Source organism: Hymenobacter piscis, from assembly GCF_018760735.1.
Taxonomy (GTDB): domain Bacteria; phylum Bacteroidota; class Bacteroidia; order Cytophagales; family Hymenobacteraceae; genus Hymenobacter; species Hymenobacter piscis.
Map to the genome: position 1 here is coordinate 77101 of NZ_JAHHZN010000014.1, position 25566 is coordinate 102666.

The window sequence follows — 25566 nt, forward strand, 5'->3', positions numbered from 1 at the left end:
ACTATGGCTCTTTCTTTCCCTACAGCCCCTGCCCGCTCCGTGCGCCGTTTGTGGGCCTCAGCGGCGGCCTTATTGGCCGCCGCCCCTTTGTTTACCCAGCCCGCGCAGGCTCAGCGGCTGCCGCCGGTTACTACGTACGCGGTAGAAGCCCCGAGCCTTTACACCCAGCTGATTGACAGCCTGACGGCTCCTTTGAGCAAATCCGGCATTCCGGGCAACATCCTCTACGACCGCGTACCCAGCATCGCCCAGCTGCACAGCTTTACCCCAGCGTCAGTGTCCAATGGCTCGCACTTCCTGCAGAGCTATTTTGAGCTGCGCACCGCGGCCTTTGACAAATCGGCCTTCCCCTATGAGCGGGCGGCGCTGCGCACGGCCATTGATCAGATTGCCGGCGGCGGTCAGGTTCCCATCGGTCTGCTGGATTACCGTTTTGCCGTACTTGATACGCTAGCCGAGGAGAAAGGCACCATCCGGGCCAGCAATGGCTTGTATTACAATGGCACCGGCAATCCTTACCAGCAACTCGACGTGGCGGTAGGCAGCGTGCTGGCCGACACGGTGGCCAGTCAGTTCCAGGTAACGATGCCGGCTGGTCTGCTGATGGGGAACCGGGGCCGGTCGGTTCATTTCGTGTTTGTGCGCGGCTATAACCAGGCCTTCACCCTGCAACCCGGTTCCAGTGCTCAGATGACGTTTTTTGGTACGTCCGGCTGGCAGAACCTGTCGCTGACTTACTACTTCACGGACGGTAGTACGGCCCAAACTAACTGTCAGCTGTACGTGCGGGCCCCGTTGGCTTCGCGCCCCATGGGGGCGGTGTACATGCCCTTCGGCTCCCCTATCCGGGGGAAGGCCTGGACCGATTACGAAGGGCTGAACGCCCAGGGTGAAGGGGAGGCCGTCGCGTATCTCTATCACCCGCTCAGCAAGCAGGATGCCTTCCTGCGCAACCCGGTTATAGTCATGGATGGCTTTGACCCGTCCGACAAACGCAGCCTGGCGAAAATCGCGCAGGACTTTGAGCCCCTGACGCCCGCACTGACCGTGGGCGGCAAGGAGCGAGATCTGGTGATTCTGAATTTTCCCTGGGTGTGGCGCCCCAACAAAAAGAACCAGCTGGACTGGGCCGACGGCGGGGCTGATTACATCGAGCGTAACGCGCTGGTGTTCGTGGAGCTACTAAGCCGGGTAAAGGCACTGATGGCCGACCCAAACCAGAAAATCACGGTCATCGGCCCCAGTATGGGCGGCCTTATTTCCCGTTACGGATTAGCCCTGATGGAAAAGAATTATGCCGATTCATCCAATCCAATCACCTACCAGAATCCCTACTGGAAGCACAACGTGGATACCTGGTTTTCCTTCGACGCGCCCCACGGGGGAGCGAACATTCCCCTTGGGGACCAGGCTTTCCTGAAGTATTTCATTGGCGTATCCGAGCAAGCGGAAACCAATAACAAGCGACTACAATCGGTTGCCGCCAAACAGATGTTGGTGCAGCACCTGGAGGATTTCGGTGGCCAAAGCTTTCACATTCCCTTCATGCGGAATCTGACGAACAACGGCCTGCCCGGCTCCTATGGATTTCCGACTCAGGTACGCCGGGTGAGCCTGGCCAATGGGGCCAACACCGGCCAGGTAAACACTCAGCTCGGCTCTTTTGGTGGTACCGGCCTGCAACTGGACGTGGTACGTGACGCCGGCAACAAGCGGCGGCAGTTTTTCTACCGCTCAACTGAGCCCGGCACCCAGATAGCCGCCAATATGTATTTTGGGCCTGGGCCGGGCGGAAGTGCCACCGTGTTTAATGGGGAGGCCCGCGTGCTGGTTGCCCTGTTCAAGAATATTCTGAAACGCTACGAGATTAAAATCAACTCCTCCCAGGGCACTTACGACTTGGCACCCGGCAGCACCTTTGATACTCAGTACCAGATTCAGTATTACACGCTCAATGGGAAGCAACAAAAGGGGTACTCCTACAAATTTTCCAATGTGCTCCCCAACCACACGTTTATTCCAACTGTCAGCGCCCTGGCCTTTCAGTACCGGAATATGACCAACTACGGCACTGCCGGCAGCCTGCCCAATCCCTACACGGATCTGTCCCGCCGCAACCTGATTTGTCAGGGTGAAACGCCCTTCGACGATTACTATACCTACGGTAAAGGGAATGCCGCCCACGTTACCTTGGACGGCCCGGCCCAGCAGTTCGTAACGCGCGCCCTGTTTAATGTTACGCAACCACCCCGCTTTGCTCCGAGCAACCCTACGACCTACTGTATTGGCTCTAATTTTACGCTCAGCCTGGATGATTGCGCGTCGGCCACGGCGCGCACCAGTTATACCTGGAGCGTGAGCGGACCGGCCGTATTTACCTCCACCGGCAGCTCGTCAGCTGCCGGTTTGGATATGACCCAGGGCATACGCCTCACCGGCGGCACCGGAAATGTCGTGGTTTCTGTAATAGCTCAGCGAACCGGCGCGGCTCCCTCGCCGGCCGTTTCCTATACCATCTCCCCGGAGCCCAGCACGCGACTTGTAATCGAAATCGACCTGCGGGGGCAGATGCGCATCTGCCCGTACTCGACGATTACCATGCGTGCCCAGGGCAACTCCCCTGGACCTTACACCTGGACGCGGCGCATTATGCGCCCCGGGGGCAACACCTCACCCACGACTATCGTGACCCAGACGCCGGAGCTGTCCTTCATGGTACGCTATGATCCGGTCGAAGTAACCGTGACCGGCCCAGATGCCTGCACCGGCCAGCCTACCCCGCTCGCTACGGCCACAGTAGCCCCGGAATATGACTCTGGCTCCGGTCGTTTCTGTGACCCCTACACCTACGAGGTTTCGCCCAACCCCAGCACGAGTTACCTGGTGGCTAGTACCCTCGTCAGCGGTGAGCCGCAGCCCACGGGCACCGAGCCCGAAACGGAAAGCCCGCACGCCTTCAGTGCCGACCTCTACAATGACCGTGGCCGCAAGGTAAAGTCGGCTTCTACCCGCTTGGGGAAAGCCAGCATCGACGTGCAGGACTTGCCCAACGGACTGTACGTGCTGAAGCTCACCCGTGGCCGCCAGGTTATCACGCGCAACATCCGGATTCAGCATTGATTAATTCCCCGCCTCCAGGGAGGCGGGGAATTGGAGTTTCACCTTCCTACATCCCCCCGGTTATGAAACCAACTCAGTTTTCACGTACAAAATCTATCCTTTTCGGCGTGGCCTGCCTGGTCGCCCAGGTACTCAGCACCGCGCCGGCCCGCGCCCAGCAGCTTTCCCTGGAGCAGCTGCAGAAACTCGGGGCCCTGCCGTCCGGTTTACCGCTGCAGCGCATGACGGCCGCCCTGTTTACGCCCGAGTGGACCTACCGCGGCGTCATCACCAAAACGCAGGAAACGTATTGGACGGCCGGCGACACAATTGACAATGGCGCGGACCCGGAAGAGGTGTACGAGTCCAGCGTAAGCCTGCGCCCAATGCCCGGCGGCATTGTCGATGTGCTATTCAAGACCACCAATGCCCGCAATTTCGAGCCCCTGCACCGCGCTCTGAAGCGTGAGAAGCTGGTAAATACGCCCGTTACCTGCATTGAGTGTGAGGGCGTAAGGTACGAGGCCAACGGCTATACGATAACGCTGTACACTGGCAAAAAAGGGGCTTACCCCTACGTCGCCGTTCTGCACCCTGCCGCCCCCCCTATTCCGCTGGCCCCCGCCGCCTCGGAGAAAGTTGCCGCAGCAACTGCCCAATAAGCCAAATTATGTCTCAGCCAACCCTAGATTTGGATTCGCTCCAAAAGAGCCTTATTGGGCTTGAGCCTCGGGATTCCGCAGCACTGGGACTTCGGGAAATCTATTCCCTTTATCCGGAGCTGCGCCCCGATTACGATGTTGTTTTAGATCATACTGTAATTAAAGAAGCAGCCGCTGTTCTTGATCACCCATTTTCCGGTCACTGGAATGAGTATGCTTCCATAACCATTGTCGCACTTATCTCTTTGATGCTGGTATTTGCAGGTTGGGCATTATGTGCTTATGTATTTCATGGTCTGACCCAGCGGCTCACATTCCAAGTAGATGAACTCAAGCGCCAAATGACGGAAGTGAATCGGCGCCAGCACATCGACTCATTTGCCATTGAGTCCTGGCGCAAAACCCGCCCCCTATTACAGCAACGGGACCGCTTGCTTCGTAATTATCAGTTTGCCAAAACCCTTTCGTCGACTGAGTACAATACATGGCATAGGTTAATGTGGAAGGAGTACGCCCAGTGCACTTTAAACCTGATCCGGGCTGTCCGTCCCCTTACCTACTTGGATTATCGGCACCGTATCCTGGCCTGGTCTCCAACCTATGATCCAACTTTTCGACGGTTCCAATCCGGTGAACCTACCACTGACTCTGGCTGGGAAAATATCCCACTTGATGCCCGCCACCTGTTTACTATCGCAGCTGGTCCGCCACAACGTCATCGTTTCACTTACGACTTAGAGAACGTGTTCTCTGCTATGCTTTCTAAGCAACCCTAATGAAGATGGCTTCTCTTATCCGTTCGTTACGCTGGCTACTGCTTTTCGTGTGCCTTCTGCTAGTAGGACTTGTGGCCCGCACATTCTGGTTTTCGACGACTGCGCCGGCCCCCTCCCCTGGGCTGGCGCAGTCGCTTACGCCCTGGTCTTCCACGCAGCGCATGGCAGCACTGGGCCGGTTGCAGCAGGCTATCCGGTACCGTACCATCTCTCAGGATGATACCCAGCTGCTAGATACTACCCAGTTTGCGGGCTTCCGCCGCTTCCTAGCCGCCTCTTACCCTTTAACTCATCAACAGCTGCAGCCCCGGCTGCTCGGTGGCGGCACCCTGCTCTTTACCTGGCCGGGCCGCTCAGTTGGTCCGGGTACAGTCTTACTTGCCCACCAGGACGTGGTACCGGTCGAGGATTCCGCGCAGTGGGCTTACCCGCCATTCGGCGGCGTGGTTGCCCGGGATTCAATCTGGGGCCGTGGGGTGACAGATAACAAGGCCAACCTCATTGCCCAGCTGGAAGCCATCGAATCATTGCTGCAGGAAGGATACTCTCCCACCCATCCCGTGTACCTGGTACTTGGCCATGATGAGGAAGTCGGTGGCTGGCGCGGCGCGGGCCGCGCCGCCGCTTGGCTTAAATCCCGGCAGCTCCCGCTGGCCCGGGTTCTCGATGAAGGAGGCTTTATCACCCGCCGCCGCGTTCCGGGGATGCAGGGCCGGCCGGTGGCGCTGGTCGGTACCGCCGAGAAAGGATTCCTGACCGTGGAACTGGTCGCCCGCGCGCCCGGCGGCCACGCCTCGATGCCGGCGGCCGAGACAGCCCCGGACCTGTTGCTCTCGGCCCTCCAGCAACTGCGCCACCATCCTTTCCCCGCCCAGCTCACGGAGCCGATGCAGCAGCTGGCCGGCCACATCGGCCCGCATCTGCCGTGGCCGCAGCGCCTGGCCTTCGCTAACCGCTGGTTGATGGAGCCCCTTATTCTGAGGGGCTACGCCGCTACCCCGGCCGGCGCGGCAGCCGTACGTACCACCCTCGCCCCGGTCCGCCTGCAGGCCGGAACCAAGGACAACGTAGTACCCAGTGAGGCCCGCGCCCGCATCAACCTACGCCTGTTGCCCGGGTATAGCGTGGCCACGACCCTGCAGCAGCTGCGGGCGCTACTTCCGGATTCCTCCCGCGTGCACCTGCTGGTAGTTGGTCGCCCCGCTGAGCCCACCGCGATGCCGGCACGTAGCGCCTCGGCCGACTACGAGCTTATTGCGTCCTCCCTGCCCTCCCGCGCCTTGGTTACCCCTTTCTTGATGGTGGGGCAGACTGATGCCCGCCACTTCACCGGCCTTACTCGCCAGGTTTTCCGGTTCGGGCCGATGAGTGACCCCGCCGGCTTTCACGCCCGCGACGAGCACCTGGCTGTTTCCAGCTTCTACGAGGGAATGCGCTTCTATCGACACTACTTGAAAAACCTGCCGGAATAATGCAAAAACGCCCCGTACACCGGGGCGTTTTCGCTTCCTTGGCACAAATATTGATTTAATATTTACATCAATATATCGTTACTCGTTATGCAAGCCTTATTCATCATCTTCGCCCTGACGCTGGTAGCTCTATTCCAGGTATACGCCATCCGCTCCGTTAGCGCCCGGCCAGTACCAGTTACATCTACCCGATTTACGCTGCTCAGAGCTGGCTGGGCCCTTTTACTGGGCACCTGCTGCTGGTTAATGCTCGGCTCTGCCTTCGTCGATTGGGTTCAGCCTCACGCTGGACTACTCGTGTTGCTGGGCGTGGCCCTGCTGGTTTACGTGGAAAACCTGAGCCGCCACCTGCTCTTTGCTTTCTCCCAGCAGTGGAATGTGCGTGCCGTTTGGGGAATGTATCTGGCTTCTGTACCTGGTGTGATCCTATACTCGCTGGATTCGACTCCGGATTTTTCAGCCTGGACGACCGGCCTACGAGTGCTAGTGATTTTCATGGTTCTGGGCACGCTCTACCAACGGACGAAGCGCCGGGCAGACCGTACCCGCTGGGAGCTGGCCGGTGGCCGATACTGCGCCCAGTAAGAGATTTTCCCCCTACTGTCCCAAACCTAAACTAAAAGTAATTTCAAGCTAATCGAAATATTGTTTTTAATAAATCAAATACTCATATTTGCCTACTCCCTAGCTAGGAACGCGGCCGCCGAAAAGCGCACGAGTAGGCACGTATCATTTTCATTTATCACGATGCAAGGCAAATTCAAACGCCTCCTGACTGTTGCCCGCCAGAAGGGCAAGAAACTAGCCGTAATCGGCGCAATGGCCACCGGCGTAATGCTGGCCGCCGCTCCTGCTAACAAGGCCCAAGCCAGACTCTTCGGCTCGGGCATGTACTGCGACGCAAATGGCGGTGGCACCTACAGCACCTGGATTTTCGGTATCCGCTTCAGCACCGGTTCCACTATCCCCAACTCCGCTTTCTGCGACTAACCCAGTCGCCGCGTACCTCTGCAACACCATAGCAATACCGGGCTCACTACCCGGTATTGTTATTTCCCCTTCTCCCTAGCCTTACCTTTGTCTAATTAGATCCCACAACTTTTATGCTCGCTACACTCATCTTTCTTCTCGGTCAATCCGGCTCCCTGACTGCTCCTGATACTATGCGTCAGCAACACTTGCCCGACGTGGTAGTACGGCCTCGCCACGAGGCCGTAGTTTCCCCTTACGAGGGGCGCCGCCGGCCGATCAACGCCTACGCGTTGATTCCCGGCATTCAGGTAGCGGTGCATCTGACCGGGACTGCTGATGACCCCATTACCGGCATTCGCCTGCACCTGAAGGACGATAAGGTAAAACAGGGCCGTCTGCGGGTACGTCTGGTAGCCGCTGGTACTGACAAGCCGACCACTGTTCCCAATGGCCCCGACCTGATGACGCCCGTAACATTCTCGGCTAATCAGCTCCCGGGTCCGGATGGGCTGCTCACTATTCCCCTGCAGCAGCAGAATGTAGTGATGCCCCAGGGCGGAGTTTTTGTCATTATTGAAGGCCTTGGCAATGAGCGTGCTCCTGAGTATGTGGCTGTCACCGTGCCGTCGAAAGGCAGCGGTGGGCCGAAAGTTGTGATGAAGGGAGAAGATACGGTTGAATCTACTCCTTTGGAGGAATGGGTTCAGCTCAAGGGTGCTACCACGAAGTCGGAAGCCCATACCTGGGTGAATGGCCACAATGGTAAAGGGTGGCTGCTTCGCCACCCTAAAGGCACCCGGGAAGATGTAATGAACAGTGACGTTGAACTGGTCGTCTTCTCTCATTAGTCCCCTACCGCCCGTTTAAGCCAAAGAGCCTGCCCCCGTTTAGGGGCAGGCTCTTTCTATTTTTCTGGTGCGTGCTGTTGCAACAACCACTGGATAGCTTCTTCTTCCTGGCCGGCGTGAAAGACCTTTATCCGCAAACGGTCCCTGTTTCCAACCAGGTGATTTAGCATTCCCAGGGTAGCTATTCGGACCAAAAGATTACGGCTACTCAACACAGCTGCCGCGCCGAAGTCAAAATTCATTCGGGCCCGGCTCAACCAGTCATATTTAAACCAGACCTCTACCTCGACGGAGCAGGTCCTGATGAATTCCTGATCAACCAGTAACCGGCAGATGTTTAGCACCTTCCCGGTCTCCAGCGTCTTATTGAGCGCTTCCATGATGTCTTCGTCCGTTCGGTCGCCTCTCTTCCAGACAAGGCGCACGTAGTCGTGGAAGCTGATGATTTTACCAGCGTCATTTTCAAATACAACATGGGAGTGGGTAGGTGTGAGCAATAGGTGGGCTAGTTACGGTGAGTTCGAAGTAGTCGCTGACCGCGACCGGTCAGGAAGCGTACCAGGGCCCGACAAATGTCCCAGATGGACGCCGGCACCAGGGTTAAGAGCCCATGTCCTAGGTCGTAGGTAGGGTTCTGCTGTGTAAAATACACTGCGTGCGGATTGATAGTTGGATTCCACACAACTTTCTTCCCCTGCTCCCTCGTTATCCAGCCCACGTAGCGTACCAGCGGGGCTGATGGCGTCACCATCCGCAGTTTGAACACGTCGGCCAGCTCGTAGAGCAGCGCTTCCTTCTCTGCCGGCATATCGTGGCTCAGCGTAGGCCACACCCTGGGGGCGTATTTGGCAGCCATTGCGTACGAGGAGGGATACACCATCGAAGCGAAGAAGAAACTCTCATAGCGCAGCCCCGAGAGGCTGTGCACCAACATCCGGGCCATGGCCCGCAGTACCGTCAGGTCGCGCCCACGGTAAGCGGGCAGCTTCCCTGTTTCCATCCGGAAGATCTGGCGACGCTTTCCGGTTATCACTTTCCGGAAGGTATGCAAAGCCAGGTAACCGACCAACTCTCCCTGCTCCGACCGGTGCAGGTAAATCCACGTCCTCCAGGCCGTGGAATCAACTACGTAGGTGCGGAACGTCTCGTAATCGACTCCCGCAAACAGTTGGGCCTGCAGGGGGTACATCTGCTGGCTGAGGGCTGCGCGCTGCACCGAGTCCAGCCGGTGAACAGCAATTTTCTGTGTGAACATGGGGTATGGGGTTTTGGTAAAAAAAAAGCCCCTGCGACCATCGCAGGGGCTTGCTTGTATCCAAAATGGAATGGTGCTATCGTTCACGGTCAATTTCCCGGGTTACGGCTGGGCCTTCCCGAGTTACAGGCTTTGGTTGCAGCAGCTGCTGGGAGCTGCGCCCCATTTCCTGCAGGGCGCTGCGGGTTTCCTGGTCCCCGGACTTGCTGGCCACCTGGTAGGCTGTCTGCATGGCCCCATCCAGGCGCGTAACCTGAGCCGGGGAAAGGTTCTGGCCACTGGAAACCGTATCGGCCGCCCGGCGGACTTCCTGAGCCTCCATGCGGCTTCCGCTGCCCCACAGTGCGTTTTCCACTTTTGCGCTGGCCTGCACGAACGTATTGCGGTTACGTTCGCTCTCAAAGGCGGGCTGCAGCTCCTCCAGCTTGCGGATGGCCTGCCGCAGCGGCTGTGGTCCCTCGACCGGAAACGGGTTATTTTTCTCTACGTACGTAGCCGCCTCTTTCAGTAGCGGTGCCCCCGCCTGCACCAGCTCGCCGCGGCTGGCGTGGAACAGTGCCCGGTAGGTGTCTTCCACCTTCGCCCTGGGCACATCTCCTTGCATCCCGATAATGGCATAGTTGTCGACCACGTTGCGACCGTGCTGTTGCACTGTGCGCTGCGCATCAAACATCTGCTGCCGGAGTTCCGGTGGGTCCTGCGCCGGCCCGCGCATTACGGGGTGGCGGGCGGCTTCCGCCTGTACGCCGGGCAGGGGCACGGTGGCCCGCTCAAACAACGAAGTCAGCTCGCGCAGGCGACTCTGCTCAGCTCCCGGCCCGGCTTTTGACTCCCCCACGTTTCGCAGGGCCTCATCGCCCGCCCGCCGTAGGTCCTCGGGCTTGATCTGGTCAAACTTCAGGTCGTAGCCTGCCTGCTTGGCCAGCACCGTCATCCCGGCCATCAGCGTCTGCTCATTGCCTGCCCGGAAGGGCTGAATGTAGTTAAGCTGGTCGAAGTAGTGGGCGGCCCGTCCGGCGAAGTTTTCCGGGGTGTTGCCCCGCAGCATGTTTTCTCCTTTCAGCTGGTTGCTCAGCGTATCGAGCCGGGCGCTTACTTCGGCCGCCGGCGCGTAGCTGATGGTTTCAATGCGCCCCCGCTGCACGTCGCCACTCAGGCGCTCCCGCTCGTGCTGCTGCTCCTGTCGCGTCTGACCGGCCCAGTCGTAGACGTCCTTCATGACGTGCGTGTGCAGCTGCTTCAGGTGCTGGGTATCGAGACTGCCCTTTACTTCGACTAGGCCTGTCTCCAGCTGCATGCGCCGGAAGTCGCCGGCTATGCGTTCGGCCCTGGCCAGCTGCTCGGCGGAATCTGCCCCAACTTTGTTTTCCGGTAAGGTGTTGCCGTATCTGTTGTAGTCCAGATTCATGCTGTAGTCGGCTTGTCAGCAGCTTGGTTTTCGGCAGCGTTGCGGGAAGCCTCCAGTTCCATTACTTTCTGAATGGCTTCCTCATCCGTAATGTCGCCCTGGGACAACGCTACGTACACGTCGCGCTGTTCGGGGGTCAGTTCCGGATTGCTCAGTAACCGGGCTATGGCCGTGCTGGGTATTTGTTTAGTGCTGTGCATGGTTGATATGGCTAATGGGTTTATAATGCATCGCGGCAGCTTATCTACTCCACGATGAGGCTTTGTTCGTCGCAGATTTCGCACCGCACCGAAACCAGGCTTGTGGTTTGGGTCAACGCCTCTACCACTTCTTCTACCTGGTGCGGGGTGCCCACTTCACAGTGGGTGCAGGCAACGAGCACGGCGGCATTCAAGGCTTGTTCGGAAAGCTCCTGATCGGAGTGACTAGTGAAAAACTTCATTGGTCAGCATGTAAGTGGACTTGAACAGGTAACGCAGCAACACCGTCAGCAAGTTACTATGTTGTCGGCACGCTCGTTCGCGCAAACATGCCGGGAGAAGAATTAAACGAAGTCTACGGGCTTCTTCGGTAACTTCAGCTCTTCCAGCTTGAAGGCATACCGGTCAATAAGCGTATCAATCTCCTGGTAGATGCGGGCGTGGTTTTCGATCAACAGCAACTCCAGTGGGGACTTGGCCGCGACGACCTCGTTGCGCTTCAGCCGGTCGACGGGTTTGCTGGGCTCCTGCGCCGGGCTGCTCGGCTCCACCCCGGCCAGCTTCTCTTTCTCCGCTCGCAGTTGTGCTACTTCCAGTTCCTTAAGACGAACCTGCTCTTCCAGCTCCTGTTCGTTTGGAACATTACCCCACTCAAAGCCGGCCCGCTTGGGTATCGGGAAATCACCGGGTAGTTCCTCCCGCTGAATGCGTGCCCGGAAGAACGTCTGGTGGCTCTCTACGGTTTGACCCAGGAACTCGCCCTGCACCAACTCATACACGTCGCGGGCCTGCACTACCTGCCGCTCCTGGATCGAAACGGACGTGCCCTGGTTACTGCCCCCACCGCTCTTGCCGCCCCCGCTGCTCTTGCCCATTGACACGCTTACTACCTCCATCTCTACCTTGCCAATCATGCGGGAAACCATCTCGGCCGTTTTCTCATTGTTCACTTTCCCGATCAGCTGGTTGTTCAGGTTGGAGATAATTACCTCCGTCAGTTCCGGGCCGTAGCGGGCCACCATCTGGGCGTAGTCCTGGGTCATGTAGAGCAGGCAGACTTTCCGGCTCCGGGCCGTTGCCGGCAGCTGCTCCAGCCCCGGCACGTAGATGGTTGCTCCTTCGTCAATGACGACAAACGAGGGCTTTTTCTTTTCCTGGTTCATCTTCTTGATGCACACGGAAATGATGCAGCTGATAAGCGGGCCGAACGTATCGGATAAGGTAGCATCGTTGCCCAGGCACAACACAGCCGGATCAGCCGGATTATTCAGGTCCAGGGAGAAGCCTTCGCCGGCCAGCTCGTCCGGGGCGAGTACCCAGCTGATTTCCTTGGTGGCAATCTTGGCCAGGGACAACTGCAGCTGGCCCACGATACCGGCCGTCTGTTTTTCGGCCCCGCCCAGTACGGAGGAAATTACACTCTGCACCATTGTACGGCTTTCCGTATCGGTACTGAGCATCCCGAGCACACCCGGCAGGTTCGGATGCTGCGCGGCGGCTACAACGTGGGGTAGCGTGCACAGGGCGGGATAGTTGTTTTTGAAAAACCACATCAGCGCCCCCAGGATCATTTCCGCGCTCTGAGAGAAAAAGTCGTTTTCCTTTGCTCCACCTGGGGAGAGATTCTTCATGAGCGTAGTGGAAATCTCCATTGCCATGGCTTGTTCCGTCAGATTCGCCGGCCGGATAGGATTGACCTTATCCGTCAGCTCCATGTCCCGGAAATTGACCACGTAGCTTCTAGGCTTCTCGCTCGTCTGGGAGTAGTGCAGGGCCTTGTTCACGGCATTGGTCAGGGTCGGAAACTTAAAGTCGTAGACCAGCCCGCACATGCCTTTGCCAATCATCTGCTCAATGGCCGGCTCCCCGATGGAATATGTTTTACCGGCCCCGGCTCCGCCCAGCACCAGGATACCCCGAAAAATATTGGGCATGTTCACGTACTGCCCGCCGGCCGCGCGTAGCACAATGCCGAACTCGGTAACTATCGGCTCCTTCTCGGCCTGCAGCTCCCCTTTCGCAACCTTCGTGCTGGCCAGCGTCACGCCGCCCAGAAAGCCGAGCACCAGCATCCCGCCAACCAGAGATGGGTAGCCGTACTCCAGCAGCTTGCCGGTGGCGTAGTCGATGAACTGCAGGGCGAAGCCTAGCACCACTACCAGGACGCCCATCACGATCAGCGCCGGCCGTACGGCCTTCAAGTCGCGGGGGATGCGGCGGGGCTGCCCCGGGCGCTTCGGCGGCGCCTTCATCACAAAGAACATGGCCAGGCTGATGATCAGCAGCAGGGCCCGCAGGCCTTTACCCACGCCGGCGGCCAGCAGCTTGTTTCCACCCGCCAGGAGCTTCTGCTCCCAGCCCCCACCGCTGAACTTGCTCATTAGTCCCCCACTGCTCGCCGGTACCGCCTGCGCAGCCTTGGCCGTGGTAGCCGCTGCTTCCAGCGTTGCCGGGTGGGTTAGCAGGTAGTATTCCCCGCCAACAATCAGTAAAAGAGCCATTAGCCCGTACAGGGCTCCCCCGCTGCTCCCGGGTGGTCGTGCTTGTGGTACAGCTGTCATAAGATGAGCTAAAAGTGAGTTTTGGTCGAGTTTATTACGAACTTTAGATTATTTTTCGCAAAAAACCTCATTTTTCCCGGAATACCGATCTACCCTGCTCCTTTCCTGCCCCTATCGCTATGACTGTTTCTGAATTTGCGGCTCTTACCGTCGATGAAAAATGTAACCTGATATGGTATAGCGGCCGCTTTGTAGCCAACTATGTCGAAGGCACATCCATTTTCAACCTGCACTACCTTCATTCGTTCCTGGTTGAAATAAAGCACTCGCCTAAAACCGCCAAGGTGGATAGCGTCATCATCCTGGACCCGCCGGCCCTGGATACGCTGTATCAGTATGTGAAGCGCCTGGTACTCCCCTTGGACGATGATGCTGCGGCCACTGCCGCCTGAGGATGCCGGCTCGCACGATCAACATTGATGGGGTCGAGTTTCGCCTCCGCTCTATCTGGTACCAGCTCTCCCCTACTGACCCAGCCCCTCAGCCGGATGAGCTGCTGGCCAGCGTGGTCGGCGGCGGCACCCGCGTTGGGACCGTTTACCACATCATCACCTGTCGCCGCATCAAGTCCACCCGCTACTGCCGGTATCAGCTCGGGGTAGTCGCTGCCCCCGACCTGCAGGCGGTGGCCACCGTATGCCCGGATGGCGTTTACGTGCGCGACATCAAGGCGCATGCCCTCTATTGGCTTCCCCGCCACCGCCGGTAACTACCGCTCCCGCTCATGGCGTCGGTCGGATTTCTCCGACATATCCTGCGTGTAGTTCTCGCGCTGCCCCCCGGTGAGCTTGGCCAACCCCTGCCCAAACGGCACCACGCTCCGGTTCGCCAACGATGCAGCCCGGCTTACCTCTGCTGCCGGATTCAGCTTGCCAGTGCGCAACAGCGTGTACGGCTCCTCGACTGGCTTACCCTGCTCCGCTCGTTTACCAATCCGGCTCAAGCTTGAATAGAACACCCGGTCAAATCCGCGCTCCTGCCCGATATTCTTCACCCGCTCGGCATCGAGCTGCTTATCTGCCGGCAGCTGTGCATTCACCTGCTCTACCTTCTCCCCCACCTTTTGCCGCCGGCGCGCTATTTCCTCTTCCCCCATTGGTTCCTTACCCAGGATGGCCTGCCGGAAAGTAGCGGTCAGTGCTTTCATGGTGGGTAGCTTGCCTTGCTCACTGGCGTAGTCCAATACCTGGTACTGCATGGCAAACTCGGCCCCTCCTCGGGCGGCAAACTCCACCCTGCTGAACCGGTCCGCTTTACCCAGTGGGTTAAGCGTAATCTTCTGCTCCGCATCCCGTGCTGAAACCATAACGTGGATGTGCGTCTGCAGTCCTTCCTTCTTCGTACCGGCCACGGCCTCCCCCGCCACCACTTCTTTATCCGTCCCGCGGTAGTGTCGCTCGTTGTGCTGCACGGCCGCCCATACGATTTCATCGGGGGCCAGTACCCGCCCATTGGGCAACTTGAATTCGGACGCATAGGCAGCCATTACATCCCGCGTGAAGTCCTGCAGCTTTACGGGGTCATTCCCGATTGCGTGCAATTCCTGTTCGCTGGGACTAATGACCAGCGAGTAAAACTTAGCCTCCTTTTTCGTCAGGCCCTTCACGTTCTCGTCCATCATCTGGGCCGCTTCCGCTCCGCTAATGCTCTCCTCTTCACGGGTGAAAAAGCGCACTTCCTCACTCTTTTCCAATCCCTCCTTTCGCAGATAGTTGACTACTTGCGCCGCGCTACCGTCATTTTTGTAGGCATCGTGGCCGTCCGTTTTCGGGTTAATCACCTTGATATACATGGCACATTCACATCATTTTAAAGCCAAATATTCCTGCCCCACGGCCCATAATCACCTTGCTTTCCGACTTTGTTTTGTCTGTTCCTCCAGGGTTTTGATGAGCAAATCCATCCCGGCTTCTGACTGTTTACTGACGTATTCCTCTCCGGTTGCATTCTGCTTGTCGAACGTATCCAGTTGCCCAAGCTGCTGCAGCAGCAACCGCAACCCCTGTCTCCGACCGGCCGCCGAATGGTTTAAAGCTTCTAGCATAATGCGCGCCATCGGCAGTAGCAGTCCGGTTTCCTGCACCTGTAAAAACCGAAAAAGCCGGTCTGTTGACTTCCGGATTTCATCAATGATGATGACGCTCTCCCGCGCTTTGATGGAACGTGGGTCCAACCCTCGCTCGGCAAAATAGCCCACTGCTGCATCGGCGTAATCACTCAGTGTACATTCAAAACCCTCTGCTACAATGACTGCCTGGCGGTGCGTGGTAGCGCGAATTAGTACATGCTTCGTCTGGCGCTCACTCATGGTACAAAATCATCGTGTTTTTAATCACTTTCAATCTGAATATTAACACATTAAGACTACAAATTAACCAAAAATCAGCTCTGCTGATTGTAAGCAACTACCATACAAGCAGTTAGGCTTGTATGGTAGTTGCTCCTCTTGCTAAAAATTACGTTGAACGGATTCGGGTGCCCGGGTCGCCTGCCGGCGGGGTTGCTGATGCCTGCATTACCACTGCCCCGGCACCCGCTCATCGTGCGTCTTCACTGCCCCCCGGAGCTGGGGCCACTAGCGAGTCATGCGCGCCGCCTGGTGCCCAGTGGGGCCGTAGGGCTAAAGGGGCGCGGGTCCTGCCGGCCGTGTTGCCGGGCTGCCACTAGAGCGGTTGATGCCGCCGGCGAGGAGGGATCTTCTCCGCCGACCGTTGACGATGTTACAAAGTAACTTTATAACATTTTAACAATATCACAAAGTAACTTTTGTTGCTGGCGCTGCTTTGGCGATCTGGGTGCGTATTGTTATAATATTACTTTGTGACATTATAACAATGTTACACGCTTAAATCACGCTGCCATTTAACTGGCAAATGTCTCAAAGTAACAAAGAAACATTATAACAATATAACTTTGTAACCAAGTTATATTATAACATGGTAACATTGTTACTTCATTACTTTGTTTCAAAGTTATATTGTAACATAGTAACTTTATAACTATATTACTTTATAACAAAGACACAAAGTAATAATATTACTTTGTGTCTTTGTTACTTTATAACATTATTACAACATAACAATGGCATAAAGTAACTTTATAACATTGTTATTTTGCCATAAAGTTACTTTGTTATATAATTGCAGCAAACCACTAAAAACACAACTATGTACCTTATTACAATTGCCAGCCAGAAGGGAGGGTCAGGGAAGAGCACGTTAACTACCGCCGCTGCCACAACGCTAGCCGTCACACTTGGCCGGCGAGTGCTCGTCATTGATGCTGACCCACAGCAATCCATTCAAAACCTGCGGCAGTATTACGACAAGCAACTACTGGAGGAGAACGAGACGCCCCCCTACGAAGTGCTGACGATGGATGCGGCGTATGTCTTGGATCATCTCGACAAATTGGCGGAGGATGAAACCACTGCTCCTGAGTTTGTATTTGTGGATCTGCCGGGCCGCTCGGATGATCCGGCCCAAATGCAACTGATCCTGACCTGTGATTTGGTAATTGTCCCAATCGTAGCTTCCTTGTTTGACCGGTTCGCCGTGGCATCATTCGTAACTGGCCTGAGTAACGGCGTATCCGATGGAGCTGATTATACTCTCAATCTCTTGCTGCTACAGAACAAAGTCAATCCAGGCCAGATTGAGGATAAGCAGGTAGAGGAATTTCTGAATGAAATGAAATTCCCCCGTATGAAGCAGGTCGTTCGTGCCCGTGCTTCCTACAACCGGGTATCGACCATTCGGCCATTTTCCGATTCGCGGTACGCCCGAGAGAACAGCATCGTACCGGAGGCCAAACAGGAAATGCTGGCCCTGGCAAACGCTATCATCTCCTCTCTGGAAGGGGAGAACGGTTCAACTAATTAACCTACTGCCATGAGCGACTCATCAAACGAACCCAAAGACCCGAAAAAACGTCGGCGGGCTGATCCTTCCATGGCCATGAGGGCAATGGTCACCCAGCCTGGCACGAACATTCAGGGTGGACCTAATCGCCTGGGTCCACCTCCATCACTGGCCGACACATCTGCGGAAAGAATGCCGGCACCTGTTGCCTCTGCAGCTGCGCCGGTTTCTGCACCAGCTGCGGCCCAGGAGCAAACTCCAACAGTGCCATTGAAAGAACTTTCTCAGATGGACGTAACGGAGGTCCTGCCTGGGAATACTCCTGAGTCCGCTGTTCCCACTGAGCCCACTCAGCAAAGCAAGAAAAACACGACTACCCGCACAGCACCTGTGCCTCGGAAGAGAGTCTTGAATAGCCCGGCTGCGGCGTCAGGTGATGAGCTTCTGCCCCCGATGGTACTCCGGGTACCGGAGTCATACCGGGAGCCACTTACCAAAACCAAACGACTGCTAAAAATCGCTGGTATCTCAACCTCGATTTCTGAGATTACCCAAGCTGCCTTGGACTACTACTTACCGTTAGTTGAGCAGCACCAGCAGCTGATACCCCCAAAGAAGTAGACAAAAAAAGAGGCCCAGCAATGCTGGGCCTTTTTTCGTCGTCTTGTGCAGCAGGAAGAGAAATAAACAGATGGCCCGTTTAGCACTCTGCTTTTCCGATCCGCTGTGACAAAGATAAGGAGGCCCTATACGGTGTAAAGGACGCATGGGCCGAAGATGTGACTTAAGGGAAAAGCTGCGTTAAAATAAGTAATCCAACATATAATTGACTAAAAAGAGGTAAAAAAGCTACTTACGTTGCATATAAGTGTCGGCGCGATGAGTAGTTGTGACATAGATCGTTTAAAAACGAGTGCTGAACTCTTCCGAAAATTGGAAAGAGAAGGGGGCTGTTGGGAAAAGGTGTCTCTGGGTTCCGGGGTAGGGGAGGGGCTATAGTAGGAAGCGGGGGCCGATTCCTGCTGCTGGTCTTCCCTCAGCTCCAGGGGATGCCTGAAAAACCCGGTTTGATATGCGAAACTAGGAATCGAGTGTAAGTGGGCCGAGTAAATCTGCCTTGATTGCCTGGATTGGCCGTTTTACCCCCCGACTCACATATTAAACCGGGCTTTTCAGGCGTATGTCGCACATATCAAACCGGGTTTTATAAATATTAAACCTAACTTAAAATCAAAATAATACAATCCCATAAGCCGTATGGAAAGGTGTTGTGGTGGTGTGGTGGCTGGTCTGCTGGAAACTGCTATCGAACCACAACTCTAAAAAGCTGTCAGTCAGTGGGGCACCAACTTTGTGTATTTATGGGTATTTGTTCTATTTGAGGACCATATAAGCCACTGACTATCAACGAGTAGCAGCGTCTTTAAACCCGGTTTGATACGTGAAAAACCCGGTTTGATATGCGAGAAACCCGGTTTGATACCCCAGAAGCCCGGTTTGATATGTAGAAGAGCCCGGTTTGATATGTGAAAAACCCGGTTGTTTTTCAAGCCGGGTTTTTGTCTATTTGGGCCATGGAGGCTAAACAATCTTTGGAGGTTCGGCAACACAATGCCATCACCACTGCACGCTACGAGTACACCGAACTGCAGATGGATTTATTCTTCTACCTGCTCTCCCAGCTACGCAAGGAAAATCAGGACGGAATATACCGGCTGTCGGTGAAGGATCTGGCTGAAGTTACCGGCAAGAAGCAAAACCACGTCCAGCTGAAGAAAGCCACGGCGGATATGGGCTCCCGGGTTTTTGAGGTGCAGACGAAAAAGAGCTACAAGCAGATCTGGATGTTCCAGAGTGTCGAGTACCTGGATGGCGAAGGCACGGTGGCCGTGAAGCTCTCGGAAGATATTCGGCCGTACCTGTTCGAGCTGAAGGAAAACTTTACATCCTTCCAGCTCTACGCGGCCCTCCGGTTGTCAAGTAAGTATGCCAAGCGCATTTACTCCATCTGCAGCCAGTGGAAGGATAAAGGGGAAACGCCGCTGCTGGAAATTACGGATCTGAAGCGCATGCTCGGCGTCATCGACGAGAAGGGCAACGACAAGTTCAAAAAGATCAGCCAGCTGCGGGAGTGGGTGTTGGACGTATCGGTCAACCAAATCAGCACCCATACGGATTTGCGCATTAAGTACGACCTGCGTAAGCGTGGCCGCAGCTTCGAGCTGATTAAGTTTCTAATCAACCGGCAGACCCAGGCCCCGCAGCTCACCATTGCCTTTGAAAGCCCGATGGAGGATAACAAGGTGGCCGTCTGCAAACGCAACCTGGAGCAGCTCAAAATCATCCGGCCGGACCTGGTGCAGCAGATCCTGGCCAGCCCCGACCTCGTGGCCAAGGTCAACCGGTTTGTGTTTGATCTGCGCACCGAGAAGGTCAAGGCCACCACCAATGCCGGCGGCCTGTTGCTGAAGACCCTGGGCCTGGTGTGATTCTTCCGCTGCAGTAATAGCTCTGGGCCTGGTTGAGCCGTACACAATGGCTTTACCCCAACTATGCGCCTCATGTCTGACGCTACCGCAGCTGCCGTTCCCCCGCCTCTGAATTTTCCCCAGGTCCTGACTTACGAGACCTCCGACAACTGGTGGATTCGCGTAGCGATGAAGCTTCCTAAGCGGTGGTTGCCGGCCCTTTTGAAAATGGTTGGCCGCAAAATATATCCCCGGGTGAAAAAGAAGCACCGCCGTTACCTCGATAACTACCGGTTGTGGCAGCAACAGTTTCCTGGTGCCCAGCCCGATGTGCCGAACTCTCCCACGACAGTTGGGGAGATGAATCAGTTGCTCTTCGAAGGGGAGCTCCCTACGCTGGAGCAGTTCGCCATGTACGAGCTGCTGGGTAGTGAACAGTTTGAGCGTCTGGAAGGGGAGGCGCAACAAGCCCTTGGGGACCAATTGGAGAAAGATGCGGCGCGCAAGTTCCCGCTGTATTCCCGGATACTAGCCAACGGTCGGCAGAGGTATCGCCGCGCTATTCTAATGCGGTAACGCCGGCTGATAAGTCGGGCCCGCTGAGCCGCGCCCCCCCTAGTGTAGAAATTCTCGTTTGTGGCGCCTTCTGGTTCCCAGACATCTCCATACCCACCACGACCGGCGTACGTTCGGCAGACGCGAGATTTCCCGGTAAAAACGGCCGTTCTCGCCCGGCCGGCCCCGAACATCACCCTAAAAGCCAATCGTCTTGGTTACTCGTGCTGGTTTGTTTCTTTATTTTTTTTGGGTTTCTATTCTCCAGAACGATTTCTTCCTGATAGAACGTCTTTCTACCTATAAGGAGTTTGTGAGTAAGAAGTAACTCTCCGTGAGCAAGAAGTAACACTGTGTGAGCGAGAAGTAATTCTGCGTTGTGAGCAAGAAGTAACACTGTGAGCAAGAAGTAGGACTGTGTGAGCGAGAAGTAACTCTTGTGAGTGAGAAGTAACTCTCCGTGAGTGAAAAGTAAGAGGGGGTGTGAGTGAGAAGTAACTGTTATCCACAGACTGGGCCAGGCAGTTTCTGCAGCTGCTGAAGCAGCAAAAGCTACTGTGTGTCTCAGTGGCTAAGTATATAAGCTGCTGATAATCAGGAATGAGGGCACAAAAAAGCACAAACCTATTCCAGATTTGTGCTTTTTTGTACTTTGATAAGTCGCTGATTTTATGCGGCTTGTCTACCATCTTTATGCTTGCGCTGCAGCGTGACGATATAAGCTGGGGCTTCTTTGCCGTACCTGTCCCGGTACGCACTTTGCTCCAGGGGAGTAGCGGCCTCCACGCGGGCGGTGAAGCCGACGCTCGGCAGCTCGCACACCCGTTTCAGGGCGGCCCGCAGGTTACTGGCCCGGAAGCGCATCAGGTTACCATCCAGCTTGCGAAGCTCCTGTTCCGGCAGTTTCCGGCGCTGGGCCTTCTCTGCATCCGTCAGCATCCTTGTCTCGCTGATCATGGCACAGAGCTCGTTGAAATCCGCGTGAAATACTTCCAGGTGGCGGTTCTTCTCACTGCTCATCACGCCGCGCACATACTGCAAGTAAAGGTAGAGGTAACGCCCGGCGACCCAGCATCGACCAGTGGGTTCTTTGGCCGTGGCCGGCGTGCGCAGACTGGTGTAGTCGGCCAGGTCCACCAGCTGCGGCCGTACGTGGTTGTTGGTCCGGAACACGGGCCCAACCAGAAACTGATAACTCACAAAATTTCCGTGGCTGTGGCGTACCTCCAGCTCCTTGAACACCTGCACCGACTTCAGCGACGTCTGCACCAGCTTGGCTTCCTTACCGATTTCAAGTTGGTTGCGCTCGAATAACTGGTTGGAAAACATCAGCGCCCGCTCACACATCGCGTACAGGGTGGTATCCAGGCGGCACTTGCCGTACGTCTCCAGATGTTCCGCCGGCGCCCCACGAAACACGTAGTCCAGCTGCTGGCTGGTTGGCCGGGAGAATAAGGCCGCCGAGGAGTGGCCGAATAGCTCACAGAACTGCGAGGCCAGGAAGTATACGTTACCTGGTTCGTTCAGCTTCCAGGGCTCCTGTCGAAAGGATGGAATGTGCGTCATCTTGGCCGCGTAAACCAGCAAGTCAAGCGCCAGGCCCTCGTTTCTTCCCCACTTCCGCACCCAGTGTGGGTGGCGGCAAAAATTTGAATCTAGGTAAACTTTCTCTATATTTGGCATGTCGATTCCTGTGCAGCCCTTTCGGGCATTCCGACCGCACGGAAGAACTCTTTATTGGCATTCAGAGAGCTTCCGAACATTAAATACCCCCGCTTCCGGCAAGAAGCGGGGGTTTGTCTTTTAAGTGGTTTTCTGCTGCAGCGGCTGCTGCAGAAAGAAAGCCACCAATTCCATCTCGTCAACCTCCAGCTTGGCGGCAATACGCTTTACCTCCTCCAGCTTAAACAGCAGGGGGTTGGCCGTCGCCTCCACGAGTCGATACCAGCCGATATCCAGTTGTTCACGGCAGGAGCGCTGCACAACGCCTCGCCAGCGCAGTAGCTCCATCAGGTCGAAGGAGCCAGCGCGCAGCGCGGCCAGGGGAGCAATGGAATGCGCGTCTTCCGGAACGGCAGGAGTGCGGGGCATCAGAATGGGTTTCGCAGAATGGGATTGGCGAAAGTAGCAATAAATTACCTAATCAAAAGTTCATCTATTGCTAATCTTTGCGAGGTTGGCTACGCCCTGGTGGCCAGCTGCTGCCACTGGTGCAACAGTTGATCCGGGGCATGGTACCAGTGCACGCCCCGCAGCTCGGCTCCGAAAAGGCTGGGAGTCCACCCTTCCCAGGAAACCTGCATCAGCTGACCCTGGCCACAATACGGTACCTGCTCAAGCGGCACGTAGCTCAGCACCAGCACCAGCTTGCCCGGGTCCAGACTGTAGGTAGCGCACATGAGGCGAACGAAAGCGGACATGCTGCTCTGCAGCGGAGCACTCACCTTGGCCACCTGGTTGCGGATGAGCGGCACCTCGCACACGATAACGGTCTGGCGAAAGGAGTGATCCAGGATCTGGTAGCGAGTGGAAAGCTGCACGCCGGTACTATCCTGATAGTTGGCAACAGTGGGTTTCATAGCAATAACGAATTAGTTGCTTTTCTCGCAGGCAATATCCACGAAAGTGGTAGCGCACAGCGAGTGCAGCTCACGGGAGGTGAATCGGTCACAAATAATTTGCTGCGCCTGGCTCGCCAATACTCCGGGCAGGAAACGCCGCTGCCGCCCCAGTAGGGCCCGAGCTTCCGTGGCCATGGTGCCGGGCACCTGAATCACGCGCAGGGCCAGCACTTCGCCGGTATTGGTATCTGCCAGTGCCAGCGCCAGGGGCACCATCTCACGGGGCGGTTGGCGCAACCATAACTCCGCGGCGCCCTTGCCTGGGGTCTCCAGCGTCAGGCCGGCTTCAATCACCCACTGTCGAGGACCCTTCAGGTCCAGTAGCAGGAAACCTACGCCCGGGGCGGGCTCAGCCAGTCCATAGACAATCGGCCAGGTCAGGAAGGCCTCCGACCAGTTCTGGTCGTGCTCTCCTTTGCGACGGTCGATGAAATAAGTTAAATGGAATAAGTCGGGAGTAAACGAGAGTGCTACGTTATCCTTACCAGGATTTGGGTTCTGAACCGGGCAGGTGTGACCAAGCCGAACGCGTGCTACGTCGATATAATCGAGCATGTCTAGGGAGTTTCACCGGGCAATACATGACAAGCACAGGACGGGACCAGAACGGGAAGGAGGACGCAGAATGGGAATTCAAATGTACAAAACTTCGGGGTATTGTACTTTGCTTCTCACAAATTATGCAGGCTGCATTGTAGTGACGGATTCTGAATGCTCATAGTTACAGGTTTCCAGCATCAGCAGGCAGTGGGAAGCGAACCGGTCAGCCTCGGGAGAAGCCAGCAGGGGATTGGGAACGTAGGCCTCTGAGGAAGTGGCGGCCATCGTCTTGGTTTGGGAAGTGGTGATGGTTTCCATGGTAGTCGTAAGAAAAGATAATGAAAGTATTGAACACTTAAGCGGTCGACCATTCAACCGGGTCTTCCGGAAGATGCGCCCAAAAGCCGGCGCGTTGCACCAGCCGGTCATCGTAGGCATCCCGCCGGCGCAGCAGTTCCTGTTCCAGCTCATCCAGCTGCGTGGCTTGCGCCACCAGGCCCAGCTGCTTACTCAGGCAGCTCACCCACCGGGCCGAAAACGCCGGATGTCGCAACAGGGCCGCCGTGCTGACCACTGAGGCCGAGCAAGTCAGCTCCTCGATGGATGGCCGCACGATGCGCACCTGGTACTGCTGCCCCAGCCAGGGGAGTACCCGAACCTGCAGGGCCCAGCTGCTCCACTCGCAGATGACTGTCTCGCCGGCACGAACGGTTCCCACGCGCAGCCACTGGCCGACGTGGTGGGCCTCTGCCCCGGTAAGAATGAATCGGTCTTCCAACTCGAAGAGAATGGCCGCCTGCGGAAACTCCCGGCGCACCTGGTCCCCGATCGACGCGAGCCGACGTAGGTTCAGTAAGGTGGTAGGGTAGCAGTTCATCGAAGTTGGTCTTTAAGTAGCTATACGCGGCGCTGAAATTAATGATTCAATAATTAAATCAAAATATATATCAGATTGTGTCTGCCCTGACTTTCCTCCGCAACAGCCCACCTTTTCAGTACCCAGAACGACAAAGCCCCGCCTTGGGGCGGGGCTTTTCAGCGACTCAGGCGGCGGCTTTGTGAAATTGCTGCTCGGCGGCGGCTAACTCGTCCGGGGTAAAGTCGGCATCCAGCTCCGGCCGCTTCATCAAATCCAATACGTCGGTAGCCGCCGGTTGGCCGGCTTTGTGGGGCACACACTTAGGCGAGTAGGACGTATCGAGCGCGCAGGCCTGGCACACGCTCAGGAAGTAGTTCCCGATGCCGGCATCTTCCTGCAGAAAGCTCTGCTCATCCCTAATCAACTCCGCCCAGCTGTCATAGAACACCATCCGGAAACGGTAATGGCGGGCCGCTTCTTCTTTCTCCAGGGGGGTGAGCGTACGCAGGGCCAGGGGGCCGCTCAGAAAGCCCCGGTGGCGCAAGGTCCGACCCAAGCCAGGCCCGTAGTTGGTTACCACCAGAATGGAAGTGGGAGCCAGCCGATGGGGCTTTCGGTCACTAAAAAACAAGGCTACGTGGAGTTCGTCCTTCATAGTACATTGGGCTGATATACCCACGTATATACGCAAAATCCGGCTCTTTGATGCATTTATTGCATCAAAGAGCCGGATTTGTGTGACCTACTCCAACCGGTAGTTATCCTGGGCGAATAATTCTCCCTGTTCCCACCGCTCGACCACCTGAGGGCGTAACGGGGGGCGCCGGCGGTGGCCGGCCAGTACCAGCGCCGGCAGCATGGCCCGGCCCAGGGCCTCGGCTACCTGAGGGCAAACGGCATTGCCCAGCATGGCCTTCTGTTCAGTCTGGGTACCCAGCAGCTGGTAATCCTCCGGGAATCCCATGATGCGCTTCAGTTCCGGCACTTTCAGCATCCGCATCAGGATATCAGCAATGCCGTGTTTGCGGCACACGTATTTCAGCAGCCGCATTACCAGGCTGTCTCCCTCGGCCGGCGCCAGGTACGAGGGCCCGCGCCGGATCAGGGCCAGGTACTGATGGCGTCGGGAGGCTACCACCGTCCGGGCCGGCTCGCGCAGCAGCCGGGGCGTATTGCTGAACTGGTGGGAGAAGGTGAAGCCGTCGAGGTGCACGGTGGCCACCGCCGCGCAGTCCTTGGTGCGCAGGGTAGGGCACGCCTCCGACGTACGCTTAACGGCCCCGTGCTTGTAGTAGGTCGTCAGCAGCTGCACGCTGGCCAGGAAGAGGTTGCCGCCGTTGGTGGTCACGGTGGGGGAGTACCGGCACACCGGCCGAACGGACCGGGCGGCTTTGTCGCCGGCGCGGGTGC

The 25566-nt window shown here is 56.6% G+C and carries 28 protein-coding genes; 12 read left to right on the forward strand and 16 right to left on the reverse strand.

Features of this window, described 5'->3' with window-relative positions:
- Nucleotides 1-3 precede the first annotated feature (3 nt).
- The 7 genes from KLP40_RS14775 (at nt 4) to KLP40_RS14805 (ending at nt 7829) form a co-directional block, all read left to right on the forward strand.
- Complete coding sequence (locus KLP40_RS14775) at nt 4-3120, forward strand: T9SS type A sorting domain-containing protein (protein WP_215594610.1); 3117 nt, start codon at nt 4-6, stop codon at nt 3118-3120.
- Between the two features lie 62 nt (nt 3121-3182).
- On the forward strand, nt 3183-3761 hold the full coding sequence (locus tag KLP40_RS14780; protein WP_215594611.1) for a hypothetical protein: 579 nt from the start codon (nt 3183-3185) through the stop codon (nt 3759-3761).
- 29 nt (nt 3762-3790) lie between these two features.
- The gene (locus tag KLP40_RS14785) at nt 3791-4537 is read left to right on the forward strand and encodes a hypothetical protein (protein ID WP_215594612.1); all 747 of its coding nucleotides are present in this window, start codon (nt 3791-3793) and stop codon (nt 4535-4537) included.
- A gap of 71 nt (nt 4538-4608) precedes the next feature.
- Entirely contained in the window at nt 4609-6009 is a 1401-nt protein-coding gene (locus KLP40_RS14790) for a M20/M25/M40 family metallo-hydrolase (protein ID WP_215594613.1), read from the forward strand.
- Nucleotides 6010-6096: 87 nt separating this feature from the next.
- A complete protein-coding gene (locus KLP40_RS14795) occupies nt 6097-6594 on the forward strand; it encodes a hypothetical protein (RefSeq protein WP_215594614.1) in 498 nt (165 codons plus the stop codon).
- 162 nt (nt 6595-6756) lie between these two features.
- Nucleotides 6757-6999, forward strand: a complete 243-nt coding sequence (locus tag KLP40_RS14800; protein WP_215594615.1) for a hypothetical protein — start codon at nt 6757-6759, stop codon at nt 6997-6999.
- Between the two features lie 173 nt (nt 7000-7172).
- Complete coding sequence (locus tag KLP40_RS14805) at nt 7173-7829, forward strand: hypothetical protein (RefSeq protein WP_215594616.1); 657 nt, start codon at nt 7173-7175, stop codon at nt 7827-7829.
- A gap of 56 nt (nt 7830-7885) precedes the next feature.
- Here KLP40_RS14805 and KLP40_RS14810 read toward each other — a convergent pair whose 3' ends face one another.
- From KLP40_RS14810 to KLP40_RS14835, 6 genes are all read right to left on the reverse strand, one after another.
- The gene (locus KLP40_RS14810) at nt 7886-8326 is read right to left on the reverse strand and encodes a SpoIIAA family protein (RefSeq protein ID WP_215594617.1); all 441 of its coding nucleotides are present in this window, start codon (nt 8324-8326) and stop codon (nt 7886-7888) included.
- Between the two features lie 8 nt (nt 8327-8334).
- Nucleotides 8335-9084 carry a hypothetical protein gene (locus KLP40_RS14815; protein ID WP_215594618.1) on the reverse strand — a complete coding sequence of 250 codons (750 nt, stop codon included), beginning with the start codon at nt 9082-9084 and terminating at the stop codon, nt 8335-8337.
- Nucleotides 9085-9160: 76 nt separating this feature from the next.
- Nucleotides 9161-10492: a Fic/DOC family protein gene (locus tag KLP40_RS14820; RefSeq protein WP_215594619.1), complete on the reverse strand. Its 1332-nt coding sequence runs from the start codon at nt 10490-10492 to the stop codon at nt 9161-9163.
- On the reverse strand, nt 10489-10692 hold the full coding sequence (locus KLP40_RS14825) for a hypothetical protein (RefSeq protein ID WP_215594620.1): 204 nt from the start codon (nt 10690-10692) through the stop codon (nt 10489-10491). Before KLP40_RS14825 ends, KLP40_RS14820 begins: the two co-directional genes overlap by 4 nt.
- Nucleotides 10693-10736: 44 nt before the next feature.
- Nucleotides 10737-10934, reverse strand: a complete 198-nt coding sequence (locus KLP40_RS14830; protein WP_215594621.1) for a hypothetical protein — start codon at nt 10932-10934, stop codon at nt 10737-10739.
- 102 nt (nt 10935-11036) lie between these two features.
- Nucleotides 11037-13193: a type IV secretory system conjugative DNA transfer family protein gene (locus KLP40_RS14835; protein ID WP_215594622.1), complete on the reverse strand. Its 2157-nt coding sequence runs from the start codon at nt 13191-13193 to the stop codon at nt 11037-11039.
- A 179-nt stretch (nt 13194-13372) separates the two neighbouring features.
- Between KLP40_RS14835 and KLP40_RS14840 the strand changes: the two genes are divergently transcribed.
- Together KLP40_RS14840 and KLP40_RS14845 are read left to right on the forward strand one after the other, a co-directional pair.
- A complete protein-coding gene (locus KLP40_RS14840; protein ID WP_215594623.1) occupies nt 13373-13645 on the forward strand; it encodes a hypothetical protein in 273 nt (90 codons plus the stop codon).
- A gap of 2 nt (nt 13646-13647) precedes the next feature.
- Nucleotides 13648-13962, forward strand: coding sequence for a hypothetical protein (locus KLP40_RS14845; protein WP_215594624.1), 315 nt, complete (start codon nt 13648-13650; stop codon nt 13960-13962).
- Here KLP40_RS14845 and KLP40_RS14850 read toward each other — a convergent pair whose 3' ends face one another.
- Together KLP40_RS14850 and KLP40_RS14855 are read right to left on the reverse strand one after the other, a co-directional pair.
- Entirely contained in the window at nt 13963-15045 is a 1083-nt protein-coding gene (locus KLP40_RS14850; RefSeq protein WP_215594625.1) for a DUF5712 family protein, read from the reverse strand.
- A gap of 51 nt (nt 15046-15096) precedes the next feature.
- Nucleotides 15097-15561, reverse strand: a complete 465-nt coding sequence (locus KLP40_RS14855) for a BfmA/BtgA family mobilization protein (protein WP_215594626.1) — start codon at nt 15559-15561, stop codon at nt 15097-15099.
- 859 nt (nt 15562-16420) lie between these two features.
- Between KLP40_RS14855 and KLP40_RS14860 the strand changes: the two genes are divergently transcribed.
- The 3 genes from KLP40_RS14860 (at nt 16421) to KLP40_RS14870 (ending at nt 20157) form a co-directional block, all read left to right on the forward strand.
- Nucleotides 16421-17134 carry a ParA family protein gene (locus KLP40_RS14860; protein WP_215594627.1) on the forward strand — a complete coding sequence of 238 codons (714 nt, stop codon included), beginning with the start codon at nt 16421-16423 and terminating at the stop codon, nt 17132-17134.
- A gap of 1553 nt (nt 17135-18687) precedes the next feature.
- Nucleotides 18688-19602, forward strand: a complete 915-nt coding sequence (locus KLP40_RS14865; protein WP_215594628.1) for a replication initiation protein — start codon at nt 18688-18690, stop codon at nt 19600-19602.
- Between the two features lie 72 nt (nt 19603-19674).
- Entirely contained in the window at nt 19675-20157 is a 483-nt protein-coding gene (locus KLP40_RS14870) for a hypothetical protein (RefSeq protein WP_215594629.1), read from the forward strand.
- Nucleotides 20158-20805: 648 nt separating this feature from the next.
- On the opposite strand, the gene KLP40_RS14875 is transcribed toward KLP40_RS14870, so the two are convergent.
- The 8 genes from KLP40_RS14875 to KLP40_RS14910 form a co-directional block, all read right to left on the reverse strand.
- On the reverse strand, nt 20806-21702 hold the full coding sequence (locus tag KLP40_RS14875) for a hypothetical protein (RefSeq protein WP_215594630.1): 897 nt from the start codon (nt 21700-21702) through the stop codon (nt 20806-20808).
- Nucleotides 21703-21939: 237 nt separating this feature from the next.
- Nucleotides 21940-22227 carry a hypothetical protein gene (locus tag KLP40_RS14880; RefSeq protein ID WP_215594631.1) on the reverse strand — a complete coding sequence of 96 codons (288 nt, stop codon included), beginning with the start codon at nt 22225-22227 and terminating at the stop codon, nt 21940-21942.
- An 89-nt stretch (nt 22228-22316) separates the two neighbouring features.
- Nucleotides 22317-22715: a hypothetical protein gene (locus KLP40_RS14885; RefSeq protein WP_215594632.1), complete on the reverse strand. Its 399-nt coding sequence runs from the start codon at nt 22713-22715 to the stop codon at nt 22317-22319.
- Nucleotides 22716-22727: 12 nt separating this feature from the next.
- On the reverse strand, nt 22728-23312 hold the full coding sequence (locus KLP40_RS14890; RefSeq protein WP_215594633.1) for a hypothetical protein: 585 nt from the start codon (nt 23310-23312) through the stop codon (nt 22728-22730).
- A gap of 123 nt (nt 23313-23435) precedes the next feature.
- Nucleotides 23436-23615, reverse strand: a complete 180-nt coding sequence (locus tag KLP40_RS14895) for a hypothetical protein (protein WP_215594634.1) — start codon at nt 23613-23615, stop codon at nt 23436-23438.
- A 37-nt stretch (nt 23616-23652) separates the two neighbouring features.
- Entirely contained in the window at nt 23653-24174 is a 522-nt protein-coding gene (locus KLP40_RS14900) for a hypothetical protein (protein WP_215594635.1), read from the reverse strand.
- A 166-nt stretch (nt 24175-24340) separates the two neighbouring features.
- The gene (locus KLP40_RS14905; RefSeq protein WP_215594636.1) at nt 24341-24811 is read right to left on the reverse strand and encodes a hypothetical protein; all 471 of its coding nucleotides are present in this window, start codon (nt 24809-24811) and stop codon (nt 24341-24343) included.
- Nucleotides 24812-24898: 87 nt separating this feature from the next.
- A partial coding sequence (locus KLP40_RS14910; RefSeq protein ID WP_215594637.1) for a DNA cytosine methyltransferase occupies nt 24899-25566 on the reverse strand: 668 nt, incomplete at its 5' end.